This is a genomic window from Pseudomonas sp. F-14 TE3623 (assembly GCF_053629015.1).
Genome location: NZ_JBRJHM010000001.1, coordinates 4,200,068 through 4,219,181, shown reverse-complemented (window position 1 = coordinate 4,219,181; position 19,114 = coordinate 4,200,068). Strand labels below are relative to the sequence as shown.

Below are 19,114 nucleotides of genomic sequence, written 5' to 3'. Positions count from 1 at the left end.
GCGCAACCTCCGGGCATGGGTTGGACATCGGCGCCGAATAGTGCACGCCCTCGTTCCCGCACGCTGGTATAGCTCGACTGGGATGAAGCAGCTTTTGGTAGATGTTTGGAGGGAACTACGGATGAGGCAGACGCAAGGTTTTACCGGGACATGTAGTCGTAGTTCTGAAACGTATCGGAATGGCTGTAGCCCTGTTTGCGGGCCTTGCTCAGGTCAACCTGGTTGAGCACCACACCGAACACCGGCGCATGACTCTGCTGCAGTATCGCAAGGCACTTCTGTACCTGGCTGACAGGCGTGCTTTCGGCCTTGATCACGTAGATCACCGCGTCCGAATGCTTGGCCAGCAACAGTGCATCGCTGACCATTTGTGCAGGCGGGGAGTCAATGATGATGCGTTGATACCGCGACTTCAGCGCCTCAAGCATGGGGGCCAGGCGCGACGAACTGAGCAGATCCAGCGGTGGCGGCGACAGCTTGCCGGCCGGCAGCATGTCGAGATTGCCGACAGAACGGATACAGTCTTCGAGCCGCGCAGTGCCCGCCAGGACGTTGGCCAACCCCGGGCCGTCAGCCGGAAAATCGAAATTGAGCGACAGGCTGGGTCTGCGCATGTCGGCGTCGATCAGCAGCACACGTTCCAGCTTGGCGAGTGAGTAGGCCAGGTTGTTGGCGATGGTGCTTTTACCTTCATCGGCCATGGTCGAGGCAACGAGTACCACGTGTGACGGCGTGTCGCCGCTGTGCAGCATCAACCAGGTGCGCAGGTTGCGGATGGTCTCGCAAAAACGCGGATGGTCGTTGTCGTCGAACAGTCGCGCCAGTTGTCGGCGGCTTCTCTTGGTGACCAGCGGCACCACGCTGAGCAGAGGAACATCAAGTGTGCTTTCGATCGCTTCGTCGGTCTTGAAGGTTTTGTTCAGGGTTTCGGACAGCAATGCCAGTGCTACACCGATCAGCGCAGCCACGACGGCGACAATCGCCAGAATCAGTGTTTTACGTGGCTTGCTCGGTTCCAGAGGAACAATCGCAGGGTCGACGATGCGTGCTTTGGTGGAGTCCATGTCGGACGTGGCTGCGGTTTCCTTTAAACGGGTGACGAAGGTTTCATACAGCGCGCGGCTGCTGTCAACTTCACGCTGGAACTCACGCAGTTGAAACTCCTTGCGCGAAATATCCTGTAGCTGCGCCTTGTTGCTGTTGAATGATTTACGCAGTGAGTTTTCATTGGCCCGGGATAGCTGGTACTCATGTTCAATCCCGGCAACCACCTGCTGAACCTGCACACGCAAACTGTCGGTGGCCATTCGCAACTCGGCGCGAGCGGCGGCAAGGGTCGGATGTTTTGGACCGTAGCGCCCCGACAACTCTTCGACCTTGGCTTGAGCCTTGGCCTGTTGAGCCTGGAATTTCTGCACCAAAGGGTTGCTCAAGACGGCCGGCACACTGGAAAGGTTGCTCAAGTTGCCATTGCTCAGGGCCTGGACCTGACGGAACTGGCTCTCGGCCTCTGCCAGATTACGGCGGGCATCGATCATGCGATTGCCGGTCAATTCCAGTTCATTGGCGCTGATGGTGGCGACACCGCCGACGTCGACCAGGCCTTGAGCTTCCCGGTAGCCCTGAAGTTTGTTTTCGGCACTGCGCAGGTTATTGCGCAACTCGATCAGGCGTGAGTTCATCCAGCTGGTATTGGTCAGCGAGGACTTCAGGTTGTTGTCGAGCTGGCTATCGATGAAGCCCTGGGCAATCGCATTGGCGGTAGCGGCCGCCAAACCAGGGTCGGGCAGCTCCACCTCTATTTTGATCAGCTGGCTCTTGCCGACGAATTTGACGCTGGTACGCCGCATGAGGTTCTGCGTGACTTGATTGAAGATCTCGGCTTCGGAGGGCATTACCTCGATGGGTGTCAAACGGCCTAGTACTGGCAGCCATTGGCCTAGCTCAAGCGTTGCCAACCACTTGCGCGGCGTGAACCACGACTTCGGTTGCTGGCGCGGATCGGTCACCGGGTGCGTGGTCAGGTTCAGCTTTCTGACTGCCCGCTCTGCGAGGTCCCGCGATTGCAGGAGTGCCAGTTGCGTTTGCAAATAATCGACGGTACCGGCGCTCGAATCCGTGACTTGCTGAAAGGTCAACAACGGTGGCGTTTTTTCTTTGATCAGCAGCGTGGTGCTGCCGATGTACTGCGAGGGAATGAACGACAGCGTGGCCATCGCCAGCGCACAGCCAAGCAGTACCAGCCAGCCGATTTTCCAATGGGCGCGCCAGATCACCCTCCAGTATTTGAGCAGGTCAATGGTGTCCTTTTCCTCGCTGTACGGCTGATGCTGCGGCACATGCGGCTGGAGTGGACGTTCGACATATAGGCTAGGGCTGTTGTCCATGATTAGAAAAAGCCTTGTGCAATGGAAATGGTGTCACCGGGGGCGATGGCGGTGCTGCGCGTGACCGTGTCGGTCAGTGGTGGGGAGCCATCGCCGCGCACGATGGTCACCCGCTTGATCGAGGCTCGCTCGGTCAGGCCGCCGCCCAGAGCGATGGCTTTCTCCAGTGTCAGCCCGGGCTCGAACGGATAGCTGCCGGGTTTCTGTACCTCTCCATTGATGTAGAACGAGCGGTAGGCAATCAGGTTGAGGCTGACCTTGGGGTCGACCAGGTACCCTTGCTTTAGCCCGTCGACGATGATCTTTTCCACCTGATTGGGAGTGAGCCCCTTGGCGGCAATATCACCCAGAAATGGATAGGAAAACATTCCGGCATCATTGAGACGGATTTTCTCGAAGCTCAGATCCCGCTCACCGAACACGGTGATGCGCAATACATCGCCGGCTGCCAGTTTGTACTGGGCACCGGTGTCTGCTGCAAAAGTCACGGGCAACAGCCACGGCACGAACAACAAGCCAAGCATTCGCGAGTTCATGGGGAAAACCTCTTAGAGACTTACGTTGAAGCTGAGCAGGAAGATGTTGCGTTCAAAACTCTGATCGTCCGCATCGGAGTCATCGTTGCGGTAGCGATAGCCCAGTTCGATATCCAGCCAGCGGCGCATTGCGTATTCCACGGCGAGGTTGTAATCACGAAGGTCATCAGTGCGCTCCTGCCCTTCGTACTCATAGCGGGCCAGCCCGACTTCGGCCACCGTGGTGATGCGTTCGGTCCAGCCATGACGCCAGCCGACCAGGGCCGAGGTGGTTTTGACGGCATCAGCACCGTCGTCGCCCTCGGCCATGGCTTGGCGGGCAACAAACGAGAAGGTCGAATAGGTTCGTGGTTTCCATCGCAGATCCACCCGCCAGGTCGGGTTACTGAGGTCATCGACACTGCTGTCATCGAAGTTCTTGCGCTCATAACCCACACGGACTTTGCCGGAGGTGCGTGCGGTGAAATCCCATTCGGCACCGGCGAGGACCGCATCGGATGTGCTGTTGAGACGGTTGTTGGACCGGTAATCAAAGTCGGTATGGTCGTATTCCAGCAATCCACGTGTGTTGCTGCCGATGCGGTGGTACCAGGTGCTGGTCAGGCCAGTGGTATCGCGCTCTTTGTCGTCGTTGATGCCGCCTGAATTGTCGTAGCGAAGTTGAGCGTAACTGGCGCCCAGATCGATCTGATTGGCAGCGCTCCTGGCGCCGTAGGTATAGAGACCATTGACGCGGTTACTGCGAATCTTGTCATTGATGCCATCGACTGCGGTCGACGTCGTACGCTCGTATTTACGTGCTTCCGCTTCAAGTTTCAGTCGATGGCGATCGGTGAATTCCATGATGCTGTTCAGGCGCACGCGTTGTGCCGTATTCGAGGCATCCGAATCGTCATGATAAATGTACCGTGTAGGCTGCCAGATAAGTCGGGTGGCACTGTTGCGGTCTTCCGCCTTGAGTTCGAAAGTGGGTGCCACTTTTGTCACCATGGAAGACTGCGCCCGCTCCAGTTCGCGGAAATTGTCATCATAACTTTCTGAAAACAGCAGGGTGGGAGTGAAGTCGAATCCATAGATATCAATGGACTGGGGATCAAGACTCCAGGCCGTTCCGGGACATAAATAGATCATGAACAGTGCGAAAGGGCCACGGGTCTTGAGAGTCATATTATTGCTCCTGGGGGTGAGTTCAATGACTATAGACCGGAAAAAAAGTGGGTGAATGTGGTTGTGTAACGCCGATAGCTATCAATAATTTGTTCATGGGGAGGAGTTTATAAGTTCAATCAAATAGCTGTGCAGAGTGCAATAATTCAAAAGAGTGCTGGCAATAACGGCGATGTATTTGGAACTGTACAGATTGTTGCAAGGCGCGCTAGTTAAAAAAGACAATGATTTATTTATAAATTAGGCCGGGGCCGCTCAATGTCAGTCAATGGCACGCGAACCTGATGTTCTCTATTCAAGAAGTGCAGAAGAATCATGACGCGTTCGTCACCTAACATGCTCAGGAAAATACCTTCAAGTGTCGATAATGGTCCTCGGGTTATTTGCAGCGTTTCCCCAGGCTTGAACGGTTGGGGTGTGTGCAATTCTGGTGGTTTGAAACACCGGATACGCAGATGCTCGATGACGTCGTCCGGGACCGTTGCCGGGCCATGATTGAAATCGACGATGCGGCTGACCCCGCGGGTAGAACGCAACGGAGCCCATTTGTCGTCACGGCTCAGCTGAATGAAAAGATACCCGGGGAACAGAGACTCAAGCGATTGATGGGGTTTGCCATGAATCAGGCGCTCGCTAATGATTTGCGGGCAAAATATGACGTAGTTTTGTCGCAATAAATTGATTTGTGCCCGTTCGTCCTGACGCGGCTTGCACTGCAAAAGATACCAGTTGGAACCTTGGGTACTCGTCAGCATTCTGGCAGGCTCCGAAATATTGGTTAAACATGCCTGTTCGCGCTTCAGCAATGCCACTGCGCTTCCAATGAACTCTATAGAGAATGTGGAATCGCGAAGGTGTTAAGTCATTGGAACAGGTGTATTAATAATGAAGCATGTAATGCACAAGTAACGATGACAATAAAGGTTGAGTCAATAATCTGGCGTAGGCGCTGCCTAGTGCGGGAAGATTCTCTTGTCGGGGCTGCGCTCAATCAAAACTCTTGATAGAAAGTGTAAACGTTACTTAACGCTATAAGTGATGTCGTCGTGTCATCAGAGGAAGGGTGTTCTTTTGCGATGGCCAAAGCTACCGCAGGGTCCGAACGCACGGTCCTTTGAAAAACAAGCACTTTCGATCGTGAACTTAAACGCAGGGGCAGCGTATATCTATTAATGGAGTTACATCTTTTGTTATACGTCGACCCACTTAGGTATCGACCACTCCAGACGGCCTGTCAAATGTCACTAGTCAAAAATATAGCCTTCTGTCCAATAATCCACTCGCTGACTTCAATCTATTGTTTTTAAAGTGTTTTATTGAATCTGAATTGGCGCGCGATTTGGTAAAGGGCAAGGGGATTGCCCACTACCGCGTTGCCTCCAGAGCGTAAGCGCCTCAGGTTACGAATGGAATGCGTCAATCGCTTCATAGCGACGCCCTGACCACCAATGGACAATCGACTGGCTGAGCTCCCGATTCTTCGAGGGCCTCGATCAGGTGCAGGGCCGCATTGCGACCGATCTCGTAGTACGGCAGTTGCACGGTGGTCAGCGGCGGGATGAACAGTTCGGCGATGCCGATCATGTTGTCGTAACCAAGCACGGCGACATCGTCGGGAATTTTCAGGCCACGGCCCAACAACAGCTGATAGGCACAAAAGGCAATGCGGTCGTTGCCACAAATCAGAATGTCGAATTCTGGGCGACCGTCAATAATGTGCCGGTCGAGGATGGCTGCGGTTTCACCATAGGCATCATGATCGGAAAGGTCGTATTGCAGGAGTGCGTCAGGCGCAAGGCCGAATGCCTGACAGGCACGCAGCAAGCCCTTGTGTCGCAGGTCCCAAGCCAGACTCTGTTTTGGCAGATTGATACAAAGAGGGCGCCGATAGCCTTGGCTCAACGCGTGATGTACGGCGCGATACTGCCCCGTTTCGTCGTCTGGCACATAACTGACCAGGCGACTGTCATCCGCCAGGCAATTGGCGAGTACCAAGGGTTTGCTCTTCAAGCGCTCGGGAATGCTCACCTGGCGAAACCCCATGGCACTGAAGATCAACCCGTCGGGACGGTGCGACAACATCAGGTCGATGTTCTGGTCGGTGGGCGGGTTGCTCAACAGGTTAAGAATGAACACATTCCAGCCAGCCTGCTGCGCGGTCTGTTCGATGGACAGCAGCAGTTCGACCGCGAACGGTGTGGTCGCGGTGTCCAGTGCGAACACACCGATGGTGCGCGACTGGAGGTTGTCGCCGCGCATCTTGCGCGCCGACAGGCTCGGTACGAATTGCAGTTCGTCAATGGCGCGACGCACCCGCTGAAGGGTTTCGGGGCTCAGTTTTTCCGGATTATTGAGCGCTCGAGAAACCGTCATCAGGGACACGCCGGCCAGCTGTGCAACGTCTTTCACTGAAGTCATGCGAGGCGAGGCCGGTCAGGTTGACGCAGGATCATGACACAGGGCCCGGGCTTCTCGCGACACGAATGACGCCGCTCATAGCCATCCCTCGCTCATAACCATCCAGAATCGAGAGGCCATGCCTTGGGAATCGAGACACGCCCGCCACTCCCGCTGGCAAACAGCTTCACCCCCAGACTGTCTGGCCGCGGATAGAGGCGACTGCTGAGGCTGAAGCGCCCGTTTTCGTCGAACACCTCGATGGACGAGCGATCAAGAAACACGCGCAATTCCAGTCGCTCTTGTGTCGGGTCTATCAACACGCTGCGTTGACCGGCGACTTGCGCACCCGACCGGTTGCGGTCGAGCACCAGTCGCTGCAGCGACGCATCGTAGTAGAGCAGGGTTTCTTCATGGTCATCGTCGCTGCAACGCAAGGCGATTCCGAGGTGGCCATCGGTGCAGCCGCGCAAATCCAGATGCACATGGATTTCGAGCATGTCGCCATTCACTTCCGGCACGCACCGGGTTCCCGACTCATCCCACCAGGATGTGCCCGGCAATGGCGCCATGCGCAGAGCGGTGAGCTCCCGTGCCGGGTACACGCAGAGGCGATCGGCGTGCAGTTCAAGTTCGCGCGGCAAACCGAGCATGCCGCACCAATGATGGGCCTGGCTCGGCATCGGGCTTTCCCACATGTCGAGCCACGCCCACACAAGGCGCCGGCCATCGGCGGCCAGGAGCGTTTGCGCGGCATAGAAATCGTGGCCGTTATCCAACTCGATAAAAGGCCCGCCGGTGAAGTGCCATTCGCTGTCGAGTCGGCCCACTCGATAACCGGTCTGGTACTTGTTGAGCCGTTCGTAACCCTCGGGTTGCATGCCCTGGGGGGAGTACAGCAGCACATCGCGTCCGTTCAGTCGGAACAGATCCGGGCACTCCCACATATAGCCATCGCCCGCGCTGCCGCTGGACACATAGTCGAGGAATTCCCAGCTATGCAGATCCGTGGAACGGTACAGCGGCAGCAACGGCACATCGCCTAGACGTGCGCCGGCAATCAGGTACCAATAGTCATCCTCCTGCCATACCTTGGGGTCACGAAAGTGCATGATCGTGTCTTGCGGCGCGGTGTCGATGACGGCGCCATGCTTGACGAACCGGATGCCGTCGGTGCTGGTGGCCAGGCACTGGACTTGACGGATCGAGCGCTCGTCCCCCACGTCCCCCAGCCAGGTGTGCCCGGTGTAGATCAGTGCCAGGGTGTCGCCACACACCACCGCGCTACCGGAAAAACAACCATCGCGGTCGAAGTCATCGCCGGGCGCCAACGCAATGGGCAGATGCTGCCAATGGACCAGATCGGCGCTCTTGGCATGCCCCCAATACATCGGGCCCCATTTCGCGTCGAAGGGGTGGTGTTGATAGAACACGTGGTATTCGCCACCAAAGTACACCACCCCGTTAGGGTCGTTCATCCAGCCCGCTGGAGGGGCAAGATGATAACCGGGCCGATAATCATCGATGACGCGAGACAGGCCATCACTCAGCGCACACTGCGCAAGGTCAAGGGCGCAAGACATTGGGTCGTTCATGGGATTCAAATACACAGTCATAGGGCGCTTGCTCGTGCCGAGCGCAGAGGGACGCCATCCGGCAGGGTTTCAATGGCGTGTGGATGACGGTTCAAGGCCGCGCCGTCGGCGTCGAACAGGTGCAGGTTGTCGATGTCCAGCAGCAGCTCAACCCGATCGCCCGCCTGCCAGCCGGCGCTGACTTCGCAACGACAGATCAGTGGCTCGTCCAGACGTGTATCGAGGTGCACATAGGTTTCGCTGCCCAGGTATTCGACCGCGGTCACGACGACGCCGGCGGTTCCCTCCGCCGCCTTGAGCGACACGTGCTCCGGGCGAATCCCCAGGGTCAGCTGCGTGCCTGCCGCCAGATTCGAGCTGTCGAAGGGGAGGGAGGTGATACCCCATACGAGGGTGTTGACCAGGCTGGTTTCGCCTGGCGTCTGCAGGCGCACTGGCAGAAAATTCATTCTGGGCGAACCGAGAAAACCCGCGACAAAGCGGCTGGCCGGGCGTTCATAGAGTTCGCGCGGTGAGCCGACCTGTTCTACGCGACCGCCATTGAGCACGACAATTTTGTCGGCCAGGGTCATCGCTTCAACCTGATCGTGGGTGACGTAGATCATGGTCGAGCCGAGTCGATCATGCAGTCGGGCAATTTCGTTACGCATCTGCACCCGCAAGGATGCATCCAGGTTGGAGAGTGGTTCATCGAACAACAAAATGTCCGGTTCCCGCGCCATGGCTCTGCCCATGGCCACACGCTGACGCTGCCCTCCGGACAGTTCCTTTGGCTTGCGTTGCAGCAGCTTGTCCAACTGCAGGATTTGCGCCGTTTTCAGTACGCGCTCGCGCAGGCTGGTCTTTTCCGTCTTGGCCAGTTTGAGACCAAAACTGATGTTGTCGTAGACGCTCATGTGCGGGTACAGCGCATAAGACTGAAACACCATGCCGACGCCACGCTCGCGTGGCTCCAGGTCGTTGACCCGACGCCCGTCGATCAGCAGGTCGCCGCCGCAGATCGAGTCCAGTCCGGCGATCAGTCGTAGCAGGGTCGATTTTCCGCAGCCCGAAGGGCCAACGAACACCACGAATTCACCCGCCGCGATTTCCAGGCTGACGTCGCGAAGAATCCGCGCGCCGCCCAATTGTTTGTTCACGTTGTCCAGTTTCAATTTGATCACGATGCTGTTCCTTGTCTTTGTTGGGCATCAACCCTTTAACGCGCCGGCAGTGAGGCCGGAAACGATTCGGCGCTGGAAGATCAGCACCAGAATCACCAGTGGGACGGTGACCAGCACCGATGCGGCCATCAATAACCCCCAAGGCAACTCATGGGGGCTGCCGCCGGAAATCAAGGCGATGGCGACCGGCACCGTGCGTTGGGTGTCGGTGAGGGTGAAGGTCAGCGCAAAGAGGAACTCGTTCCACGCTGCGATGAAGGCCAATAAGCCGGTGGTGACCAGTGCGGGCCAGAGCAGCGGCAGCAGCACTCGGGTCAGCGTGACCCACGGTGAAGCGCCATCCATGATTGCCGCTTCCTCCAGTTCGTGGGGCAGTTGCCCCATGAACGTGGTCAGCACCCAGACGGTGAAGGGCAGGGTGAAAATCGTGTAGCTCAGGATCAACGCCCAGGACGTGTTGTACAGACCCAGGGCGCGGATCACTTCGAACAGCCCCGACAGCACCGCGACCTGAGGAAACATCGACACGCCAAGGACCATCATCAAGACCGTGCCACGCCCACGAAACTTCACCCGGCCCAAGGCATAGGCGGCGGTCAGGCTGAGGAACAGCGCCAGTGTTACCACGCACAGCGCAACCACCAGCGAATTACCGATAGCCCGCAGGAATGAAGCTTGATGGAGTACCGCCGCGTAATTGGAGAAGTCGGGGTTATGGATCCAGTAGCTCACCTCGAACAAGGCGCTGGACGGCTTCAGCGAAGTCACGATGGCGTAGTAGAAAGGGAAAACCGCATACAGCAGCAACACCCCGATCAGACACCAGAACCCGAGGCGCAACAGTGCTTTTTTCAGTAGACGAGGGCTCATGAGCGGACCTCCAGTTGACGGCGTCCGAGGTAGAGATAAAGCAGGGCGATGACCGCAACCACCAGAAACAAAAGCGTCGAGGCCGCGCTGCCGTAACCGACGTCCTGGAACTCCACGAGGTGTTGGCGGGCATACACCGACATACTCATGGTGCTCGACGAGTTCGAGGTCAGCACATAGATCACGTCGAATACCCGCAGGGAGTCGAGGATGCGGAAGATCGCCGCCACCAGCAATGCGGGCATCAGCAGGGGAAGCGTGACACGCCAGAACACCTTCAGCGGATGAATGCCATCGACCCTGGCAGCTTCGTAGCAATCATTCGGCAACATCTGCAGGGCAGCCAGCATCAGCAGCGTGACAAACGGGACGGTCTTCCAGACGTCGACGATGATCACCGCCCACATCGACAGGTCCGCATCTGCCGTCCAGGCCAGGGGCGCGTCAATCAGGCCGAGGCTCAGCATCAGGTGATTGATGATGCCGAACTGGTCGTTAAGCATCCATGACCAGATCTTTGCCGAGACAATGGTCGGAATCGCCCAGGGAATCAGAATCAATGCACGCACCAGGGAGCGTCCGGTGAACTTGATGTTCAGCAGCAACGCCACCAGCAGTCCCAGTACGACTTCCAGTCCCACCGACACCACGGTGAAATGCAAGGTGTTGCGCACCGCGTTCCACCATTGTGGATCGACCAGAATGCCCGACCAGCTGGAACCGTTGTGGAATAGATAATTGCTAAAACCTATGAAGGTTCCGCCACCGGTGTCCGCCAGGTTGGCGTCGGTCAGGCTGAACCAGAATGTGCGCAGTAGCGGCCAGGCTGCCACCAGGGCCAGACACAACAGCATCGGTGTCAGAAACAGCCAGGCGGCGCGTACTCGGCGACGTTGTACGGGCGTTTCCCTGGTGAGCAGAAGCTCCTCACAGGGGGCATGGGTAGAAGAGACAGACATGGTGATTTCCTTCCTTGTGACTTACCAGTTCCGGCGTTTGATGCGCGTGAGTTCGCTTTCCAGTTCCGCCAGCGCTTGATCGACAGGCAACTCGCCCGCCAGCACGCCATGCACTCGATCGAAGAACGCATTGGAGACCCGTGGATAGCGATCGGCAGTGATGGAGGCGGGGCGCATCACCCCATCGTTGAGAATGCTGTGCAGCTGAGCGTAATAAGGCATTGCCGCGAGCAATTCGGGGTCTTGATACAGCGACTCGATAACCGGGTTATAGGCGCCTATCAGGGAACGACGTTTTTGCTCTTGGGCACTGGTCAAGTAGCTCACCAGCTCTGCGGCAAGTTTTGGATGGGCGCTATAACGCGATACCGCCAGGCCCCATCCACCGAGGGTGGATGCATGGCTGCCGGTCTCGCCGCCGCGGGGCAGGGGAGCGACCCCGACCTTGTCTTTTACCGCACTGTCCTTGCCTTGCACCAGGGCCCAGACATAAGGCCAGTTACGCATGAACAGCGCATTTCCCGACTGGAATACGCCACGACCTTCTTCCTCGGTGTAATTGAGTACGCCACGCGGGGAGATGTCTCCCACCCAGCTTTTCGCCAGGGTCAAAGCCGTTCTTGAAGCCTGACTGTTGACCACGATGTCGCCTCGTGGATTGACCAGTCCGCCTTCCGGCTGGCTGCTGATCCACTCCAGCGCATTACACGTCAGGCCCTCGTAGGCGCGTCCTTGAAAGATGTAACCCCATGCATTGGGATTCCCGGCAGTGCGCTCGGCCTGTTGAATATTCCTCGCGGTAGCGGTCATTTCTTCCCAGGTCTGGGGAACCTGCTCGTTGTACTTCTCGAGCAAGTCCTTGCGGTAATACAACAGGCCCGAGTCGGTGAACCACGGCATCGTCACCAGCCGTCCGTTCACCGTGGCGTTATCCACCTGTGCCTGGAAGTAGCCCTGGGTCGCGTTGGCGGGAAGCACCTCGCGCAGATCCATCAAATGTTTGGCCAGCATCCCCGGCCACACCATGTCGATTTGAATGATGTCGATGTCGCTGGACTGCGCACTGAGGATCTGTTGATAGAACGACAACCGCTCGGTCGCCGAGTTAGGCGTGGAAACCACCTCGACGTTGTTGCCGGTCTGTTTCGACCACGCCTCGACAGCCTCTTTGCAGAGTTGTAACTCCGCACCCACCGCCCCACACGAGATCGTCAAATCGGCTGCGCTCGAGAGGGATGGAAGCCCGGCACAGAGGGTTAGCAGTGCTGCTGGAAGGAGAGATTTCAGCTGTTTCATAAAGCCCTCTTTATTTTTGTTTTTAGAAAAGTTAACGTTAACATCGTCAATGTAGCAGCGTATTTGCGATGAGGCATCCTTTTTTTTGTCGATTTTGGCAATCCGCGAAACACGGAAAAAAGGCTCGGCCACTGGAACAAAACAATAAAAACAAAACAGGAAATCCCCCATGCAGAAAGCATCAAGCTGGCTACTCGCAGGCGTGCTCGGCACCTCGGCGGCGACCACTCAGGCCGCTACTCTGGAAGAGCGCATGGCCGCGTTTGAAGCCCGTGCCAGCGCAGCGGAAAAACGCGCCGCCGCAGCCGAACAGCAAACCCAGGCACTCGCCAGGGAATTGCAGCAAATCAAACTTTCCACTTCCGCCTTGCAGCCCGCTGCGTCTACTGCAGCAGCCATGTCGGCGCCTGCTTTGGACACCCGACTGGCAAAACTTGAAGCCCGTCAGCAAAGCATGGAAAAGCAGGGCAGCAGCGGACACCTCACTGACGGTTTCAGCTTCAAGGGCTACGCCCGTTCCGGATTGCTGATCAACGATGGGCTGGGTGGTGGTCGTGGCGGCCCTTATACAACACCGGCCGGTTCAGTCGGTGGCGCCGTCGGGCGACTCGGTAACGAAGACGACACCTACATGCGCATAGACCTGTCGAAAGAAGCCTACGCGCAGAACGGCACCCGTTCCAAATTCACGGTGTCCATCGCCGATGGGGTGGAGAGTTCCAATGACTGGACGGCGGACGAGAGCAACCTGAATGTGCGTCAGGTATTTACTGAACTCGATCATCTCGCCGCCTTCAAGGGCAATTCAGTGTTCGAAAATTCCACCCTGTGGGCAGGCAAACGATTCGACAGGGACAATTTCGATATCCACTGGCTGGACTCGGACGTCATCTTTCTGGCCGGCACCGGGGGTGGTATCTACGATGTGCAGATGAACAAGAACTGGCGCTCGAATTACTCCTTGATCGGGCGTAACTACGGAGATTTCAGTGAGGGCGGTGTCAACGCCGATGTGGAAAGCTACATCCTGACCTCCAACCAGTTCTTCGATAATGGTCAGTGGCAGTGGATGTTCAATGGCATTGGCTCGAAGAAAAACGACTTTGGCACTCGCACCAATGAAGCGGGCCTGACGCCTGCGGATTCCGGCTTGCACAGCATGCTGGCCAATCACCAGAAAAACTTTTTCGGCAGGGAAGGCTTCTTCAAAACGGCGCTGCTCTATGGGCAAGGTTTGGGGGCAGAGGTCAAGAACATCGGTTCGGATGGCGAACTGATCGACGACGCCCGGGCTCTGCGTCTGGCCCTTTATGGCGAGACACCCATTGCACCCGGCTGGCGCATCGGCCCCAGCTTGTTGGCCGAACAGAGCAAGGACAGATACGTCAAGGGTGACGACTACCGCTGGATGACCCTGAACGTGCGGTTGGCCAATGAAATCAACAGCAATTTCGAGATGGCCTACGAAATGAGCTGGCAAACCATGGACCTCGATCCCAAGGGTTACATGCAACGTAATGCGGTGGACGGTAACTTCTGGAAATTCACGGTCGCTCCGACATTCAAGCCTGACTTTGGAGACCTGCTCACACGCCCCGAATTGCGAGTGTTCGCAAGTCTCATGAACTGGTCTTCAGATCTGGACAGATACAGCTCCACAGACAACTTCGGCAAGACGGACTTCAACGCCGGCGGTGTATGGCAGTACGGCATACAGATGGAAACCTGGTTCTGATATCTGCTTCATCACTACCCGCTCCACGCATTAAAAAATGGATCCCTGAAAAGAGATCCATTTTTTTTGGCCAGCAGCACGGTAGTGCTGTCCTGGAACATTAAGCATCAGGAACATGCGCGGGTTCGGTAAGGTGTTGGTGGATACCGGAATCGGCGCCGTTGTCTCCGATATGCTGCGTACCACCGGTCTGCCGGTACCCGCCCAGGGCTTTCTGCTGACCCTTGCTCGGCACGTTGGGTTTCGGTATTACCTTGTTGATCTGGCCGTTTGTCTAACCTTCTATCCAAGGAGCTACCATGCCTCGTTTTGCTGCAAATCTCAGCATGCTCTACCCGGAACATGAGTTTCTGGACCGCTTCGCCGCCGCTGCCGCCGATGGTTTCGAAACCGTGGAATACCTGTTTCCCTACGATTACAGCGCTCAGGAACTCAAACAGCGCTTGAGCGACAACGGCCTGGTGCAGGCACTGTTCAACGCACCGCCCGGCGATTGGGCGGCGGGCGAGCGGGGCACGGTGTCGTTGCCGGGGCGGGAGAGTGAATTTCGTAGCGGTTTCGATCGCGCGCTGGAATACGCCGCGGTGCTGGGCAACTCGCGCATCCATGTGATGGCCGGCTTGCTGCCGTCGGAAAGCGATCGCCCACGGCATCACGGCGTGTACCTGGAGAACCTGGCTTACGCCACCGCGCAGGCCGCCAAGGCTGGCATCACGGTGCTGCTGGAGCCGATCAATACGCGGGACATGCCGGGCTTTTTCCTCAACCGGCAGGATCAGGCCCAAGCCATCTGCAAGGAAGTGGGCGCCAGTAACCTGAAGGTTCAGTTCGACTGCTACCACTGCCAGATCGTCGAAGGTGACCTGGCGACTAAACTGCGTCGGGACTTCGACGGCATCGGCCACATCCAGATCGCCGGCGTGCCGGATCGACATGAGCCGGACCTGGGAGAAGTCAACTATCCCTATCTGTTCGAGCTGATCGATCAGTTGGGTTATGACGGCTGGGTAGGGTGCGAATACCGGCCGCGTGGTAACACCTCGGCCGGCTTGCAGTGGTTGCGTGACTGGAAGGCGCGCTAACGCCCTACGCTATTCAGGCTCCAGAATGAAGAAATCCGCCAACAGGGAAAGCGGGGCAAACATAGTCGCGAATCTACGGCCAACGGACGAGTTGTTGCGGACCGTTATGGCGACAAATAGCTCTGCTGGATACGCGCCAAAGTGCCGTCATCGCGAAGCGTTTCAACCGCCTCGCGCAGGTCTTGCACCAGTTGAGCGGAGCAAAGCCTGGAGCAAGCCAGATAGAGCTCCGCTCTGTTCATGACGGGGCTCATGAACAGCTTGCGTTCAGACATTTTCGGCCAGATGTATTGACTCTCGGGAACACCGTTGAACCAGGCATCAATGCGACCTTTCAAGAGCATCTGTGCGGGATTGTCGCCAATGGTCAGCGGGTAAATCTGTTCGTCGCTGAAGCCTTGTGCACGCAGGATTTCCTCCTGTGCACTACCGAGGCCGACGCCGATCACCCGGTAGGTTTTTTTCGCTTGGGCGAAGCTGCTCACTGGCCGGTCGAGGCTGAAGAAGGCGCGCTCCATGGGCATGATCGACGCGATCCAGGTGAAGCGATCTTCGCGTTCCGGCGTGCGAGACAAGGGGGCTATCAGGATATCCTGCTTCTCGCTGACGTGTTTCTGTGATCGAGCCCAAGGAAGCACGTGGACATGAGCGACATAGCCGGCGTTGGCAATGGCCGCCAGGACGGCTTCTCCGACCATTCCATGACCCTTGGAGTCATCGACAAACGTCAGTGGCGGCGCGTCAGGGATATACAACTCAAGCGGCAATGGCGCGCCTGAGGCGTTACCGGCAATAAGCAACGATACCGACAGACAAAACCTGCAAAGCACTTTTGTATTGGCAATTAATACCCATGAACTCTCGCTCATGGTTGATAGGTCAGGCATTGAACGTAGAAGGGCGCCACAAGTCACCAGTGGTGTTGATCACAAGGATGATGAGTCTGCCGACCGTTTTTTGTTATTGAATTCAGTATCGACACGGCATTCTACGCAAACTTGAAGTCAGGACACATCTTCCCCCAGGTGCCGAAGCAGGAAGGCGCTGATCTGGTCCAGTGCCCTGCGGGCTTCTTCGAGTTGATCGCTCATGGTCTGGAAGACATGAATCATTCCCGGCCAGACGTCCAGGTGTACCGCCACTTCGGCGCTGGCCAGGCGGCTGGCGAGCCGGGTTGAATCATCCAGCAGGCATTCCCGGCTGCCCACCTGGATCAGTACTGGCGGCAGACTCCTAAGGTCGCCGTATAGGGGGGAGGCCAGCGGATTCAGTGGTTCGGCGCCCTGCAGATAGGTGTCGGCCATAAGGGGCTCGCCAGCAAGCGGGCCGAGCAATGGATCTCGAGCTTTCTGCAAATTCCAGGACTCTCCTGTCTGAGCCATGTCCACCCAAGGCGACATCACTACCGCAGCCGCGGGCAGCGGCAAACCAGCGGCCTTGGCAGCCAACATCAGCGCCATGCACAGACCGCCGCCGGCACTGTCGCCGGCCAGCACCAGGTGCTCGGCGTTCACACCGTTTTCGAGGAGTACACGGTAAACATCCAGAGCGTCCTCTACGGCGGCCGGGAAAGGGTGTTCCGGGGCCAGGCGGTAATCGATGCACAGGGTACGAATCCGGCTGCGGGCGGCCAATTGGCTGGTGAGCGGGCGATAGGCCCGGGCACTGCCGAATGAGTAGCCTCCGCCATGCAGATACAGCAACACGAAGTCAGGCCGGACATCTGTGGGAATGGTCCAAAGCCCGCTGACGCTGGCCAGATTGGCGGCCTCAAAGGTCACGCCCTCGGCACAGGAGCCGGCGCCGAAGAGTAGTTCGGCCTGTTGACGCTGCTGATCGACAGTCAGCGAGCTGAGGGGAGGTAGTTGGGCGAGTTGTTCTATGATGCCGTCGATGTTGTTGTTATTGGGCATGTGGACTCCGGGGCGCGTGTTATGGGGAAAACAAGTTAACTTCAAACATAGTTAATTGTCATAACTATATTGGCAAGATAATTTCGTTTCATCCTCATCTACGACGGGTCGTCGTTGCTACGCTAACCTCCGTGCCTCAACAAGAACAGGGCTGCTCCTATTGAGGTGGGCCTGCATTGACTCAGCCTGAGTCAGGCCGATGCCTGTCGGTACTTCTTCAGTCGGTAGGCAAACTGCGCACGACTTAACCCCAGCAGTCGCGCGGCGGCGGCGAGGTTGCCTTCGCTCTTTTGCAGCGCTTCGTCGATCAAACGCGACTCCAGACCTTCAATGGAGAAGCCGTGTTCCAGACGAGCCAGGGTTTCCAGCAAGGCTGGACGAGGCTGCGTGTTGGCGGGGCTCGGGTCAGTGGCTGCGAGGCTGCCATTGCCGTCCAGAGAGTACGCCTCCTGTGGCATGGGTTCGTTGCGAAACAGGTGGACCAGATCGATGGCTTGACCGTCTTCGCTGGCGATCAAACCGCGCTCTACCAGGTTCTGCAATTCCCGCACGTTGCCGGGAAAGTCATAGCGCAACAGCACTTTGAGCGCGCGCATGGTCAGCCCGGCGGGCTTGCGGGCGTAGGCCTGACAGAAGCGCCGCAGGAACGCGTTGACCAGCAACGGAATGTCATCACGACGTTCGCGCAGTGGCGGCAACGTGATGGGGTAGACGTTCAGGCGGTAGAACAGGTCCTCGCGAAAGTCTCCGGCCGCCACGGCTTTGCGCAAGTCGACATTGGTTGCCGCCACCACCCGGACATCGACCCTGATCGGCTGGCTTGCACCGATGCGCTCGATCTCACGCTCTTGCAATGCACGCAGCAGCTTGCCTTGGCCCGGCAGGCTGAGGCTGGCGATTTCATCGAGAAACAGGGTGCCACCGTGAGCCCGTTCGAAGCGTCCAGGACGCGAATGGGTCGCGCCGGTATAGGCGCCGCGTTCGACCCCGAACAGTTCGGCCTCGATCAGATTGTCCGGGATCGCGGCGCAGTTGAGGGCCACGAAAGGTGCTTGATGGCGTGGGCTGAACTGGTGCAACTGACGGGCGAACAATTCCTTGCCGACTCCGGACTCGCCGCTGAACAGCACTGTGGCCGGCGTCGGCGCAACCCGCTGCAAGGCGAGGGTCGCGGCGTTGAAGGCGGCGCTGGCGCCAATGGGTTTTTGCCCGCCGGGTAATTCGCTGTCGTCGTCCTGGGGCGCCGGCGCCGGGGCCGGGCGCTGCTTGGGGGCGACGCTGGATGGCGTGGCGGTGAGATAACTCAGGTCCTGTTCGACATCGCCCCATTGCTCGGCGGTCTTGCCGATCACCCGGCAGCACTCATGACCCATGCCTCGGCATTCGGTCTCACGGAAGATCACCAGGCGGCCGAACAGCCCGCTGACGTAACCGATGGCGTAGCCCAGTTCGGTCCAGCACACCGGATCCTGGCCGATCCCGTGGGCGGCGATATGTTCGTCGGCCTCACAGGAGTGGTGCCAGAGGAATTCACCTTCATAGAAGCCCGAGTCGGCGTCGAATTTGAAGTGCAGGGGTTCGACCTTGGTCATGCCTTCGAGTGTATGCAGACGAGTGCCGGCCGAGAAAACCGCCGCGGCATCGGCGTCTGGCCAGCGCTCGCGGATCAATCGCGCATCACGTGCACCGGACAAATAGCCGGTGCGGGTAAACAGGCCGCGGGTCTGTTCCAATCCCTGGCGCTCGATAATCTCCCGCCGCAGCGCGCCGAAGGATGAACTGTGCAATAGCAGCATGCGCTGGTCGTTGAGCCAGATACGTCCGTCAACCGGGGAAAAGAACAGGCATTCGGCTAACTCGGCCAGGGTCGGTGAGTTGCCCTCGGTCAGTTGAGTGCTGTCTCCTCGGGGCGAAAAATGTTCCTCCTGCACCGCGAGATGAGGAAGCAGCGAATGGGGATTATTCATTGTTATATGCCCCTGAGCGAGTCGACTGATCGAAATGATCAATTAGC

15 protein-coding genes are annotated in these 19,114 nt (G+C 57.8%); 2 read left to right on the top strand and 13 right to left on the bottom strand.

Translation table 11 applies throughout. The annotated features are described in order from the left end of the window. Positions 1–140: 140 nt before the first annotated feature. From AB7M29_RS19545 to AB7M29_RS19500, 10 genes are all read right to left on the bottom strand, one after another. A complete protein-coding gene (locus AB7M29_RS19545; RefSeq protein ID WP_217856055.1) occupies positions 141–2,387 on the bottom strand; it encodes a GumC family protein in 2,247 nt (748 codons plus the stop codon). A gap of 2 nt (positions 2,388–2,389) precedes the next feature. After that, positions 2,390–2,923 carry a polysaccharide biosynthesis/export family protein gene (locus tag AB7M29_RS19540; RefSeq protein WP_123721779.1) on the bottom strand — a complete coding sequence of 178 codons (534 nt, stop codon included), beginning with the start codon at positions 2,921–2,923 and terminating at the stop codon, positions 2,390–2,392. 12 nt (positions 2,924–2,935) lie between these two features. Beyond that, the gene (locus AB7M29_RS19535) at positions 2,936–4,090 is read right to left on the bottom strand and encodes an outer membrane beta-barrel protein (protein ID WP_454247600.1); all 1,155 of its coding nucleotides are present in this window, start codon (positions 4,088–4,090) and stop codon (positions 2,936–2,938) included. 233 nt (positions 4,091–4,323) lie between these two features. Then, positions 4,324–4,845: a transcription/translation regulatory transformer protein RfaH gene (gene rfaH / locus AB7M29_RS19530; protein WP_217856490.1), complete on the bottom strand. Its 522-nt coding sequence runs from the start codon at positions 4,843–4,845 to the stop codon at positions 4,324–4,326. 670 nt (positions 4,846–5,515) lie between these two features. Then, the gene (locus tag AB7M29_RS19525; RefSeq protein WP_217856051.1) at positions 5,516–6,508 is read right to left on the bottom strand and encodes a LacI family DNA-binding transcriptional regulator; all 993 of its coding nucleotides are present in this window, start codon (positions 6,506–6,508) and stop codon (positions 5,516–5,518) included. 92 nt (positions 6,509–6,600) lie between these two features. Next, the gene (locus tag AB7M29_RS19520) at positions 6,601–8,103 is read right to left on the bottom strand and encodes a glycoside hydrolase family 32 protein (RefSeq protein ID WP_217856049.1); all 1,503 of its coding nucleotides are present in this window, start codon (positions 8,101–8,103) and stop codon (positions 6,601–6,603) included. Further along, a complete protein-coding gene (locus tag AB7M29_RS19515; protein ID WP_454247599.1) occupies positions 8,100–9,245 on the bottom strand; it encodes an ABC transporter ATP-binding protein in 1,146 nt (381 codons plus the stop codon). Before AB7M29_RS19515 ends, AB7M29_RS19520 begins: the two co-directional genes overlap by 4 nt. Before the next feature lie 27 nt (positions 9,246–9,272). Further along, on the bottom strand, positions 9,273–10,115 hold the full coding sequence (locus AB7M29_RS19510; RefSeq protein ID WP_217856045.1) for a carbohydrate ABC transporter permease: 843 nt from the start codon (positions 10,113–10,115) through the stop codon (positions 9,273–9,275). Beyond that, the gene (locus AB7M29_RS19505) at positions 10,112–11,074 is read right to left on the bottom strand and encodes a carbohydrate ABC transporter permease (RefSeq protein WP_217856044.1); all 963 of its coding nucleotides are present in this window, start codon (positions 11,072–11,074) and stop codon (positions 10,112–10,114) included. Before AB7M29_RS19505 ends, AB7M29_RS19510 begins: the two co-directional genes overlap by 4 nt. Positions 11,075–11,095: 21 nt before the next feature. Beyond that, positions 11,096–12,370 carry an ABC transporter substrate-binding protein gene (locus AB7M29_RS19500; RefSeq protein WP_454247598.1) on the bottom strand — a complete coding sequence of 425 codons (1,275 nt, stop codon included), beginning with the start codon at positions 12,368–12,370 and terminating at the stop codon, positions 11,096–11,098. A 169-nt stretch (positions 12,371–12,539) separates the two neighbouring features. Between AB7M29_RS19500 and AB7M29_RS19495 the strand changes: the two genes are divergently transcribed. Then, the gene (locus AB7M29_RS19495; RefSeq protein WP_454247597.1) at positions 12,540–14,105 is read left to right on the top strand and encodes a carbohydrate porin; all 1,566 of its coding nucleotides are present in this window, start codon (positions 12,540–12,542) and stop codon (positions 14,103–14,105) included. A gap of 299 nt (positions 14,106–14,404) precedes the next feature. After that, on the top strand, positions 14,405–15,187 hold the full coding sequence (otnI, locus tag AB7M29_RS19490; protein ID WP_454247596.1) for a 2-oxo-tetronate isomerase: 783 nt from the start codon (positions 14,405–14,407) through the stop codon (positions 15,185–15,187). A 104-nt stretch (positions 15,188–15,291) separates the two neighbouring features. On the opposite strand, the gene AB7M29_RS19485 is transcribed toward otnI, so the two are convergent. The 3 genes from AB7M29_RS19485 to AB7M29_RS19475 all read right to left on the bottom strand — a co-directional run bounded on the left by AB7M29_RS19485 (position 15,292) and on the right by AB7M29_RS19475 (position 19,067). Beyond that, positions 15,292–16,056, bottom strand: coding sequence for a substrate-binding periplasmic protein (locus AB7M29_RS19485; protein WP_217856035.1), 765 nt, complete (start codon positions 16,054–16,056; stop codon positions 15,292–15,294). Between the two features lie 135 nt (positions 16,057–16,191). Then, positions 16,192–17,100 carry an alpha/beta hydrolase gene (locus tag AB7M29_RS19480; protein ID WP_454247595.1) on the bottom strand — a complete coding sequence of 303 codons (909 nt, stop codon included), beginning with the start codon at positions 17,098–17,100 and terminating at the stop codon, positions 16,192–16,194. A gap of 191 nt (positions 17,101–17,291) precedes the next feature. After that, positions 17,292–19,067, bottom strand: coding sequence for a sigma-54-dependent Fis family transcriptional regulator (locus AB7M29_RS19475; protein WP_217856033.1), 1,776 nt, complete (start codon positions 19,065–19,067; stop codon positions 17,292–17,294). Positions 19,068–19,114: the final 47 nt, after the last annotated feature.